Below are 10,895 nucleotides of genomic sequence, written 5' to 3' on the forward strand. Positions count from 1 at the left end.
CACCGCGGCGGCCTTCTCCTCGACCGAGTAGCGACGAGTCGTCGGCTTCCCATTCGCCAGTTCCTTCGGCATAACTCCATCCTCGTTTCCAAGGTCAGGAGCCTCCAACAAACCCAGGGCGCTTCAGTCGGAGAGCGGGGTGCGCTGGCGTCGTCCGCGCTTCTGCGCGGCGGCTACCACCTGTACCAGGGCGTCGGTGCCGGCGCGGGCAACCTCGTGATGGGTCTGGTGTACGGACGCTGGTATCAGGCGACGGGGCGGCTCTGGCCGCTCGTCCTGGCGCACGCGCTGATCGACACCGTGGCCTTCATCGGTTATGCGGTCCTGGTCGCGACCGGTGTGCTGAATCCGTCCTGACCTGTGGCAAGAGAAAGCGCGGCGCAGTTTGCGGATTCTCCCCCAAACCGGCGCCGCGCCCTCCGGCGATCCGAGCAGCTCCCTCCCAAGAGCCCCGATTCCACCCGGACCGAGCACGCGGTGTGAGACTCTAGCGTCTCAGAACCTGTGCCAAAGCTATCACGGTTAACCGGCTGTGTGCACTAGTCAGTGCGGTCGATTGCGATGTGAACGAGTATGTCCGACAGCAGATCTACGATCTCCGACCGGTCCGGACGCTCCTGTGCCGTCCCCCAGCGGTGAACGACCGAGGTCAGCGCGCCGATGAAGGCAGTCGCGGCGTAGTCGAAGTCTTTGCGCGTGGTTCCCGGGATCGTTGAAATCGTGTCGGCGATGAACCGCGCCCATGTCACACGACCGGCGAGACGACGCCGTTCCACTTCGGAGGAGACCCCGACGACCTCGATGAAGGAGCATCGGATAGCTCGCGAATCGGTCGCGATCGTGTCGATGTAGGCGCTCATCGCCGCGCGCGCCGCCTCGCGGGGATTCGTCTCCCCGAGCGCCCGCACCGCGTCGACGACAGTCTTGCGTGCGTGCTCCTGGATCTTGTCGTAGACCTCGGCGAGCAACGCCTCCCGGCTCGAGTACTCCTCGTAGAACTGTCTGCGCGACAATCCGGCCTCGGCGCACAGCGCCGAGACCGTGACGGAGGAGAAGCCGAGGGTGCCGAACAGCTCGAGGCCGGCCTCCTGGAACCGTTCCCGCCGCTCAGCCCTCCGCTCGGCCAGTGAACGGCCGGCATAGCACCGGCTGGGGGCGTCCGGACTAGGGCTCGGCACGCTGTGCTCGCAGCTCGTGTCCCTTCGACGTCAGGCAGCGCCCGCTCGCCAGATCCCACTGCCAGCCGTGCAGGTTGCACGTGAGCTTCTCGCCCTCGATCACGCCGAACTTGCTCAGATCGGCCTTCAGGTGCGGGCAGCGGCGCTGGATCTCCCACCCGTCGAGCTCGATGGACGCCGAGTCGTCGTGCGCCTCGGAGAACCAGCCGTCGGCGTAGGCGATGCGCTCATCGGTGAGGCACTTGAAGAAGGTGTACAGGTACTCGTTGTATCCGCCGATCCGCCAGGTGGAGAACCGGGTCGAGAGGAAGATGGTGTTCACCCAGTCGGGTTCGTCGTCGCGCAGCACCGTGCGCACCAACTCGGGGGCGATCCGGAATCCGTACCGGTACTTGCCGTCGCCGTCCTCGCGCATCCGCACCGTCCGCTTGGGGAAGTCGAGCACGTACGTCTCTTCTCCCACCACCAGACCGACGGGGTAGCCGATGCCGTCGCAGATCAGGTCCGACTGCTTCATGATCGGCTCGAACTTCTCGCGCAGCGGTTCCAGGAGCGACGGTCCGTCGGGCGAGGCCCAGGTGGCCTTCTGCGCGGCGATGACCGGAGCGAACTTCTCCTTCATCGCCTCCAGGTAGGCCTTCTTGTTCTCGCCGAAAACCGTCTCCGGGGGATACGGGTGCACGATCTCGCGAAGTTCGTCTCCCGCGAAGTCGGCCGCCGACCCGGAGACCATCATCAGTCCGCGGTGTTTGACCCCGTCGTCGGTGCCGTGCGTGCGCATCTGTTCCAGGAACTCCGCCTGATCGGGGAAGATGCTGGCCTTGTCGGCATCGCTGCCGGTGTTGAAATCGTTGAGACCGAACAGGTCGTCGTCCAGGAACATCGGCGGCCCGGCCGACGGGACCACCCACGTGGCACCGACCTGCTCGATGTACGAGCGTGCGCGGTCCATGCCGCGCTGGCGCTTCTGCATCGCGAAGTTGGCCTTCGACTTGCGGGGGATGTCGTAGACCATCGGGTACCAGATGGCGCCGGAGTACTGCAGCAGGTGCACATCGACGCGGCCGAACTCGTCGGCGATCACGTCGAGATCGATCGGGCGGGCGTCGTTCATGTTGAAACAGACGGTCTCGCCGTCGTCGACCACCAGACCGGAGTCGCCGATGGGGCCGTCGGCGGGCGCGCGGAGCGCGATGATCATGATGTCCAGATCGCCCTTGGGTCCCGAGACGGTGTGCTTCGTGGAGTCCTGCGTCTCGACGAACTTCGTGAAGCCGAGGCGTTCGAGCTCGCGGCGCAGATCCGGCACCGGGTAGTCCGGCAGCAGCACGGTCGCGTCCTTGTTCACGTTCTCGAGCAGGTTCTGCTCGTCGTAGTGGTCGCGGTGCAGGTGCGAGACGTACAGGTAGTCGCAGTCGCCGAGCGCCTTCCAGTCCAGATCGGAGTTGTCGGGGAAGGGCACCCAGGAGGCGAAGTACGCGGGGTTGACCCAGGGATCGCAGAGAATCGATCCGGCTGCGGTCTGGATGTGGAATCCGGCGTGGCCGATGCTGGTGATCTGCACGGGGTGCTGCCTTTCGGGTGGCGCAGGGGCTGTTGTTCCAGGGTATCGCCGAGCACGGTCGGCGGTGGGGGCAGATCGTCGCGCCGTGACCGGCGTCGCTATCGCGGATCGGCGCGCATCAGGTCAAGTGCGAAGCCGACGTACAACTGTGCCACCCGCTCCGGCGACAACGGGCCGCCCGGTCGCCACCAGCCGGAGATCGCCGTGCACATGGTCACGACCGCGCGCGAGGCCTCGTGCGGATGGTCCGGGTGGAACCGCCCCGCGCGCACGGCGGCGTCGACCTCCTCGTCCACCATGTGCTGCAGATCGGTGCGGCGTCCGGCGATCCGGCGCCGATTCTCCGGATCGAGACTGCGCAGTTCGCTGGTGCCGATGAACGCGAGCTCGCGCCGGTAGGTGTGCAGCAATGCCAGATGCTCCACCAGGAAGCAGAAGCGTTCGACGGGGTTCCGGCCGTCCGCGCGGGCGATGGCGCCGCGGTCGGTCGCCGCGCTGACGGCGAGCTCCTGCAGCGTCATCAGGATGTGCTGCTTGTTCTCATACCTGGTGTAGAGAGCCGAGACCGTGCTTCCGCACCGGTTCGCGATGCTGCGGATGGTCGCGCCGTGGTATCCCACTTCGACGATCTCGTCGAGCGCTGCGGCGAGAACGGGATCGAGGACGAGTGGGCGGTACCGTCGCCAGTCGCCGTCGTCGGGCAGGATGCCGCCGGCTGTGGGCGGCCCCGGAGCCGGCGGTTCGGGGACTTCGGGGCACAGGAGCGCCGCCGGCGGAAGTCCGAGTGCGTCGGCGATCCGGGCGAGCCGAGCCACGCGAAGCCCGGATCGCCCGTTCTCGATCAGGCTGAGCGTGGCCGTGCTGACGCCGACCGCCGCGGCGAGATCGCGGAGAGTCCGCCGCTGAGCTAGGCGTGCCGCTCGGATCCGCGATCCCAGCTCGGCTTCGATAGTGGCGGCCGACGGCGAATCATCGTTCATGGGTTTAAGGATACTAAATCTGCCGTGTGCGATCGGAGCGGTTCGCGAAAGGACTGACGGTCTGTTTTAACGGGCTTGAAGTGCGTGGATCGGGCTATTGACGGAACGCGTCCGAGCCTTCTACGTTCGGATCGAATACGAACGATCGATCTGGGCCGTCACGGCTCGGATCGGTGGACAGGAAGGCGACCATGACCGAAACGGGTTCACTGCGCGGCAAGACGCTCATCATCTCCGGCGGCAGCCGCGGCATCGGCGAGGCTGTCGCGATTCGCGCGGCGCGCGACGGCGCGAACATCGCGCTGCTCGCCAAGACGGCCGAGCCGCACCCGAAGCTCCCCGGGACCATCTACACCGCGGCCGCGGCGATCGAGGAGGCCGGCGGGCGGGCGTTGCCGATCGTGGGCGACGTCCGCGACGACGAGTCCGTCGCCGGCGCCGTGGCGCAGACGGTGGAGCGGTTCGGCGGCATAGACATCGTGGTCAACAACGCATCGGCGATCGATCTCACCGCCACCGACGACATCCCTATGAAGAAGTACGACCTCATGCAGGACATCAACGCGCGCGGCACGTTCGCACTATCGAAGGTGGCGATCGAGCACCTGCGGAAGTCGGAGAACCCGCACATCCTGACCTTCTCGCCCCCGGTGGACCTCGCGCCCGAATGGTTCGATCAGGTCGGGGCGGCGTACACCGTGTCGAAGTTCGGCATGACCATCTTGACGCTCGGCTTCGCGCGGGAGCTCGCCGCGGACGGCATCGCCGCGAACACGTTGTGGCCCCGGACCTCGATCGCGACCGCGGCGGTCCGCAATCTCCTCAGCGAGGAGATGCTCCGGGGTGCGCGCAGTGCCGACATCATGAGCGACGCCGCGTACGCGGTCCTGACCAAGCCCGCGGCGGAGTTCACCGGCCGGTGCCTGATCGACGACGACGTGCTCGCCGCGGAGGGGATCACCGACTTCGAGCCGTACCGGGCCGAACCCGGCACCGGACCGCTCGAGTTGGACTTCTGGATGCGATGGCCGGACCGGTCGCCTGGGCGCTGACCTGGCCGCGGATGATCCGGGTCAGGCGCTGATCCCCGCTGTGAGGAGCGCCGCCAATTCGCGGTAGGCGCCGGCGTCGTCGAGGCCCGTGGCCGCGCGCACGTCGCCCTGCTGGATCCGGACCATCGCGGTCGCGGCCAGGTCGGCGGCGAAAGCCGCGTGCACGTCCCGGAACTGGCCGGTGGCGACGCCCTCGTCGATCAGCTCCCGCACGCGCGCCGCCGCGATCCGGGTGTTCTGCTCGTACGCCTCTCTCGCCGGAGCGAAGGCGGCGAGATCGGTCATGAACGCAGGCGAGGCCCCGCCGAGTGCGTCGCCCACCGCCTCCAGATAGGCGGTGATCTTCTCGCGCGGCGACGCGGCCTCCGCTACGGCGGCCTCGACGTCGTCGGTGGCCCGGCGGAAGAAGTGGATGGTGGTCGCGCGGACCAGTTCGCCCTTGCTGGCGGCGAGCGTGTAGAGCGTCGACTTGGAGCACCGCAGGCGCCCGGCGATGGCGTCGAGGGTGAAGTGGGCGAAGCCCTCCTCGAGGAACATCGCGAGCAACTCGTCGAACAACTGCGAGCGGCGTCGCGTGGCGAAGTCGGGATCGGTCGGCGCGGACATGGGTTCGATAGTACTGACCAGGGGTACTGCTCCTTGTCTTGTAGTACTGCCGGCCCGGCAGTACTCTGAAACCGTTCCCAGTACTGTTCGCTTTCGAATCCCGAGGAGTCCGACGTGCCCGTCGACCGCCTGCTGCCGACCGAAGAAGCCCGCGATCTGATCGACCTGACGCGCGACATCGCGGACAAGGTGCTCGCTCCGATCGTCGACGAGCACGAGAAGGCGGAGAAGTATCCGGAGGGCGTGTTCGCGAAGCTCGGCGAGGCGGGGCTGCTCAGCCTCCCTTATCCCGAGGAGTGGGGCGGCGGAGGCCAACCGTACGAGGTGTACCTGCAGGTACTCGAGGAGATCGCGGCGCGCTGGGCGGCGGTCGGCGTCGCAGTGAGCGTGCACAGCCTGGCATGTCATCCGCTGTTCGCCTTCGGCACCCGGGAACAGCAGGAACGCTGGCTTCCGGAGATGCTCGGCGGGGCGAGCATCGGTGCGTACAGTCTGTCCGAACCGCAGGCCGGATCCGATGCCGCGGCCCTGGCATGCCGCGCGGAGGCGGTCGGCGACGACTACCGGATCACCGGCGAGAAGGCGTGGATCACCCACGGCGGCGTCGCGGACTTCTACAACCTGTTCGCCCGGACCGGCGAGGGGTCCAAGGGAATCTCCTGCTTCCTCGTGGCGGACGGCACGGAGGGCCTCAGCTTCGGGCGCCCCGAGGAGAAGATGGGCCTGGCCGCCGTGCCGACCACCTCCGCCCGGTACGACGGTGCGCTGGTGCCGGCCGAGCGCCGGATCGGTGCGGAGGGCCAGGGACTCCAGATCGCCTTCAGTGCGTTGGACTCGGGACGCCTCGGCATCGCGGCGGTCGCGACCGGCATCGCACAGGCGGCCCTCGACGAAGCGGTGGCCTACGCCAAGGAGCGCGAGACCTTCGGCCGCAAGATCATCGACCACCAGGGGCTCGGCTTCCTGCTCGCGGACATGGCCGCGGCCGTCGACTCGGCGAGGGCGACGTACTTGGACGCGGCACGGCGCCGAGACGCCGGACTGCCGTATTCGCGCAATGCGTCGGTGGCCAAGTTGGTGGCGACGGATGCGGCGATGAAGGTGACCACCGACGCGGTCCAGGTGTTCGGAGGCAACGGCTACACGCGCGACTTCCGGGTGGAGCGATTCATGCGCGAAGCGAAGATCACCCAGATCTTCGAGGGCACCAACCAGATCCAGCGGCTGGTGATCAGTCGATCGCTCGCATGAGCGCGGGAGCCGGCGACGACGGAGTCCTGCGGTGTCGGAGCCGGTGACTAAGCTCTGTTGACATGGAACCCGTGTACGCCGGAGTCGTGTCCACCGCCCGTCTGCTCTGGCTCGCCCAGGGCTTGAAGTTCGATATCTCCGGTGTGGAGAACATGCCGGCCCACGGTCCCGGGGTGGTGGCCATCAACCACACCGGCTACCTCGACTTCACCTTCGCGGGCATTCCCGCATTCCTGCAGAAGCCGCGGCGGTACGTCCGCTTCATGGCCAAGAAAGAGGTCTTCGACAACGCCGTCGGCGGACCGATCATGCGGTCCCTGAAGCACATCCCGGTCGATCGCGCCAACGGTGCGCAGAGTTATCGCGACGCCGTCGACTACCTCAAGCGCGGTGAGTTGGTCGGCGTCTACCCGGAGGCGACGATCAGCCGGAGCTTCGAACTCAAGGAGTTCAAGTCCGGAGCGGCGCGGATGTCGCTGGAGTCGGGCGCGCCCATCATCCCGACCATCATCTGGGGAGCGCAGCGGATCTGGACCAAGGGACATCCGCGGCAGCTGGGCCGGACCGGATTCAAGATCATGGTCGGGGTCGGCGAGCCCCTGAGGCCGGAGGGCACGCCGGAGGAACTGACTCAGCGGTTGTTCGACTCCATGCGGGCCAAGCTCACCGAACTGCAGGATGGCTACGGCGAGTACCCGGCGGGTGAGTTCTGGGTGCCCGCGGCGCGCGGCGGCGGTGCCCCCACGCTCGAGGAGGCCAACGCGATGGACCGCGCGGATGCCGAGGCCAAGGCGGCGAAGAGGGCTCGGCGCGAGGCGTCCGGAGATGCGGACTGACGATGGAGCCGGTCTATCGAACCCTCGAGGGGATCGCCGGATCGATCATGCTGGCGCAGGGGGTTCGGCGTCGCTACTTCGGCCTCGAGAACGTTCCCGCCGCGGGCGGGGGTGTCGTGGTGATCAACCACACCAGCTACGTGGACTTCATTCCGGCCGGTCTGGGGCTCCACCGGCGCGGTCGACGCGGGCGGTACCTCATCAAGTCCGAAGTGATGGACCTGGGCATCATGAGATTTCTCGTCAAACACGCCAGGGCGGTGCCGGTGGACCGTTCAGCGGGCGGGGACGCATATCGATCCGCCGTCGACGCGCTTCGCGGCGGTGAACTCATCGTCGTGTACCCCGAGTCGACGGTCAGCCGCAGCTTCGAACTCAAGGAGTTCAAGTCGGGAGCTGTGCGGATGGCGGCCGAGGCCGGCGTACCCGTGATCCCGACGATCGTCTGGGGCGCACAGCGGCAATGGACCAAGGGCGCCAAGCGCCGGATCGGATTCCATCGCATCCCGATCGACGTCGAGTTCGGTGCGCCGATGACCTTCTCCGCCGACGAGGATCCCGCCGTGGGCACGGCCCGACTGCGCGAGACGATGACCGTCCTTCTGCACCGGGTGCAGGACCGGTACCCGGAGGCGCCCGCCGGTGCCGATTGGTTGCCGGAGAGACTCGGCGGCAGTGCGCCGACACCCGCGGAGGCACTGGTGATCGAGGACGCGGAAGCAGCGGAGAAGGCGCGACGTCGCGCAGCCAAACGGGGGAGCCGATCCGAATGACCACCGACTCGCCGACTCCGACGATGATCGCCTCGGACGTCGACGGCACCCTGATCGACGACGACAACCGGATCTCCGGCCGCACGGTCTCGGTGCTGCGCCGCGCCCGTGAGCGCGGCGTCGAACTGGTTCTGGCTACCGGTCGCCCGCCACGCTGGATTCCCGAGATCACCGATCAACTCGCGGACACCCCCGCCGCCGTGCGCTACGCGGTCTGTGCCAACGGCGCCATCGTGTATGACGTCGCCACCGACACGGTGCTGCACGCCGCGACCCTCGAACCGGGCGCACTCGCTCGGATCGCCGAGATCTGCGCGGACGTACTGCCGGGATGCGGGCTCGCCGCGGAGCGGGCCGGAGGCTCCGCCTACGACACCGCGACGCCGCCGTTCGTCGCGACGCCGGGCTACGAACACGCCTGGCTCAATCCCGATCACGTCTATGTGAGCCAGGACGAGGTCGCCGCGTCGCCTGCGGTCAAGCTGCTGGCACGAATGCCGAGCATGTCCTCGCGCGCGATGGCGGAGGCGGTGGCGCCGCGCGTCGGCGACCTGGCGGAGATCACCTTCTCGATCGACACCGGCCTGATCGAGTTCTCACTGGCCGGAACGCACAAGGCCGCAGGGCTCGCGTGGCTCGTGGAGCATTCGGACGTCGACGGACGGGCACCGATAGCGTTCGGCGACATGCCCAACGACGCCGAGATGCTGCGGTGGGCGGCGCACGGCGTGGCGATGGGGCACGGCGATCCGGCAGCGGCGGAGGCGGCCGACGAAGTGACTTCGTCGAACCTCGACGACGGTGTCGCCCAGGTCCTCGAACGCTGGTTCTAAAAGCGTGACTCGGTTGTGACCGTCTGAACTTGTCGTGTCCGCAGTCTGGTCACTACTGTCACAGGAGTCCCACTAGTCACACGGGCCACACGCATGCAGTGGTCCCGCCATAAGGGGTTGTGCAGTGCCGAATGTTCGACCGAGCCGAGCCAAGAAGCGAACTCTGACCTTCGCTGCCCTGGGCCTGGCGCCCGCGTTGCTCGCGGGTGGTCTGGTCGTCGGCGGCACCGACGTGTTCTCCTCCGACGGGGTCGCCCTGGCGGCGAACACGCCGATCGTCCTCGACGGGCACGGGCACGGGCACGGACGCGGTCTGGGCCAGTGGGGTGCGTACGGCTACGCGAAGCAGGGGTGGTCGGCGGATCAGATCCTCCGGCACTACTACGGAAACACAGTCGCGGGGAAGGTGAGCACCCCCGACGTCACGGTCTCGCTGAGCGAGAAGGCGTCGGTCGGTGTTCATGCGGCTGCCGGAATGCGCGTAGGCACGCAGACGGTCGCTCCCGGGCAGGCGGTCAGCCTGTCCGGGGGTACGGCCACGATCACCGACGGCTGCGGCGGCGCCGTCGTCAGCACTGTTCCGGCCACGCAGGTGGACCCGATCAACCCGGGGACCAACCGGCCGGACCAGGAACTGCTGACCTTCTGCAACGGGGGCGACAAGTACCGCGGCTCCATCGGCATCGGTCCGGGCGGCGTCTACAACAAGCTGCACGTGGACGACTACGTCAAGGGTGTGATCCCCAAGGAGTCGATGCCGTCCTGGGGTGACACCGGCGGATTCGAGGCCCTCAAGGCGCAGGCGGTCGCGGCGCGCTCCTATGTGTTGGCCGGACTGGCCGCGGGTCGCAAGATCGACAACACCCAGGCGTCCCAGATGTATCACGGCGCCTCCGGCGAGGATCCCCGGACCAGCCGGGCCGCCGACGCCACCGCCGGGCAGATCCGGTTGCTGAACGGCAAACCCGCTCTCACCGAGTTCTCGGCCTCCACCGGCGGGTACACCGCGGGCGGACTCTTCCCGGCCGTCCGCGATGCGGGCGACTCCATCGCACCCGACCACTCGTGGTCCGCGACCGTCAGCGCGTCGAGCATCGGCTCCGCGTTCGGCGTCGGGTCGCTCAAGAGCTTCGAGGTGATCGAGGCCAACGGTCTCGGCGAAGGCGGCGGCCGCGTCGTCAAGGTCCGGGTGACCGGCACCGGCGGAACGGTGGAGGCCTCGGGCAACGACGCGCGGGTCAAGCTGCAACTGAAATCGGACTGGTTCTCCGTGCGGGGCCAGAAATCGATGCCGAAGATCGTCAAGCCGCAGGTGGGACCGGACTCGCCGGGAGGGGGACTGCTCGACCTCAGCCCGCTGGGCGCCGTCCTCAACCAGATCGTGCCCGGGCTGTCGGCGGTGGGACTGCCCGACGTGACCGGCATCGTGGGCGAGGTCACCCCGATGCTGGAGAAACTGGTCACCGAGGGACTCAAGCAGCTCACCGCGAAGCAGGTGGATCTGAAGCAGGTGAATCTGGAGCGCAGCGACAACTCGCAGGGCTCCACGGGCACCGTCGCCAAACCGGAACTGCTCACCGACGGCAAGGGACTGCCGGGTCTGGTGCAGGTGCTGGAGAACGGCGTCATCTACTTCAGCCCGCTCACCGGCGTGCACGCGCTGATGGGCCAGTCGCTGACCGACTTCCTGAACGCGGGCGGCCTCGCCGCGCTCGGTTTCCCCACGCGGGACGGCCTGGGCTGACGGTTCTCACGGCCTCTTTCACGGACGAATCTCACACCGCCGGGCGGGCCGTCGCGCGTGCTCGCTGCGGGAATACTC

The 10,895-nt window shown here is 67.9% G+C and carries 10 protein-coding genes and 1 pseudogene; 7 read left to right on the forward strand and 4 right to left on the reverse strand.

What is annotated here, in order from left to right:
- Window positions 1-126: 126 nt before the first annotated feature.
- Window positions 127-357: pseudogene (locus ABFX36_RS16240) on the forward strand (CPBP family intramembrane glutamic endopeptidase); the annotation flags it as partial.
- A 182-nt stretch (window positions 358-539) separates the two neighbouring features.
- Here ABFX36_RS16240 and ABFX36_RS16245 read toward each other — a convergent pair.
- From ABFX36_RS16245 to ABFX36_RS16255, 3 genes are all read right to left on the reverse strand, one after another.
- Window positions 540-1,178, reverse strand: a complete 639-nt coding sequence (locus ABFX36_RS16245) for a TetR/AcrR family transcriptional regulator (RefSeq protein ID WP_346077374.1) — start codon at window positions 1,176-1,178, stop codon at window positions 540-542.
- Window positions 1,165-2,742 (reverse strand): MBL fold metallo-hydrolase, encoded by a 1,578-nt coding sequence (locus ABFX36_RS16250; RefSeq protein ID WP_006897142.1) that lies wholly within the window; start codon window positions 2,740-2,742, stop codon window positions 1,165-1,167. The genes ABFX36_RS16245 and ABFX36_RS16250 overlap by 14 nt, the downstream gene beginning before the upstream one ends.
- 98 nt (window positions 2,743-2,840) lie before the next feature.
- Window positions 2,841-3,722, reverse strand: a complete 882-nt coding sequence (locus ABFX36_RS16255) for a TetR-type transcription factor C-terminal domain-containing protein (protein ID WP_006897141.1) — start codon at window positions 3,720-3,722, stop codon at window positions 2,841-2,843.
- Between the two features lie 191 nt (window positions 3,723-3,913).
- On the opposite strand from ABFX36_RS16255, the gene ABFX36_RS16260 reads away from it, so the two are divergent.
- Window positions 3,914-4,774: an SDR family oxidoreductase gene (locus ABFX36_RS16260; RefSeq protein WP_346077377.1), complete on the forward strand. Its 861-nt coding sequence runs from the start codon at window positions 3,914-3,916 to the stop codon at window positions 4,772-4,774.
- 21 nt (window positions 4,775-4,795) lie between these two features.
- Here ABFX36_RS16260 and ABFX36_RS16265 read toward each other — a convergent pair whose 3' ends face one another.
- On the reverse strand, window positions 4,796-5,380 hold the full coding sequence (locus ABFX36_RS16265) for a TetR/AcrR family transcriptional regulator (protein WP_006897139.1): 585 nt from the start codon (window positions 5,378-5,380) through the stop codon (window positions 4,796-4,798).
- Between the two features lie 114 nt (window positions 5,381-5,494).
- Between ABFX36_RS16265 and ABFX36_RS16270 the strand changes: the two genes are divergently transcribed.
- The 5 genes from ABFX36_RS16270 to ABFX36_RS16290 all read left to right on the forward strand — a co-directional run bounded on the left by ABFX36_RS16270 (window position 5,495) and on the right by ABFX36_RS16290 (window position 10,817).
- Window positions 5,495-6,631, forward strand: a complete 1,137-nt coding sequence (locus tag ABFX36_RS16270; RefSeq protein ID WP_006897138.1) for an acyl-CoA dehydrogenase family protein — start codon at window positions 5,495-5,497, stop codon at window positions 6,629-6,631.
- A 62-nt stretch (window positions 6,632-6,693) separates the two neighbouring features.
- The gene (locus ABFX36_RS16275) at window positions 6,694-7,467 is read left to right on the forward strand and encodes a lysophospholipid acyltransferase family protein (protein WP_006897137.1); all 774 of its coding nucleotides are present in this window, start codon (window positions 6,694-6,696) and stop codon (window positions 7,465-7,467) included.
- A 2-nt stretch (window positions 7,468-7,469) separates the two neighbouring features.
- The gene (locus tag ABFX36_RS16280; protein ID WP_045538147.1) at window positions 7,470-8,240 is read left to right on the forward strand and encodes a lysophospholipid acyltransferase family protein; all 771 of its coding nucleotides are present in this window, start codon (window positions 7,470-7,472) and stop codon (window positions 8,238-8,240) included.
- Window positions 8,237-9,073: an HAD family hydrolase gene (locus tag ABFX36_RS16285; protein ID WP_045538148.1), complete on the forward strand. Its 837-nt coding sequence runs from the start codon at window positions 8,237-8,239 to the stop codon at window positions 9,071-9,073. The genes ABFX36_RS16280 and ABFX36_RS16285 overlap by 4 nt, the downstream gene beginning before the upstream one ends.
- Before the next feature lie 124 nt (window positions 9,074-9,197).
- Window positions 9,198-10,817 (forward strand): SpoIID/LytB domain-containing protein, encoded by a 1,620-nt coding sequence (locus ABFX36_RS16290; RefSeq protein ID WP_006897134.1) that lies wholly within the window; start codon window positions 9,198-9,200, stop codon window positions 10,815-10,817.
- The last annotated feature ends 78 nt before the right edge of the window (window positions 10,818-10,895 follow it).

Source organism: Gordonia cholesterolivorans, from assembly GCF_039531975.1.
Classification (GTDB): domain Bacteria; phylum Actinomycetota; class Actinomycetes; order Mycobacteriales; family Mycobacteriaceae; genus Gordonia; species Gordonia sihwensis.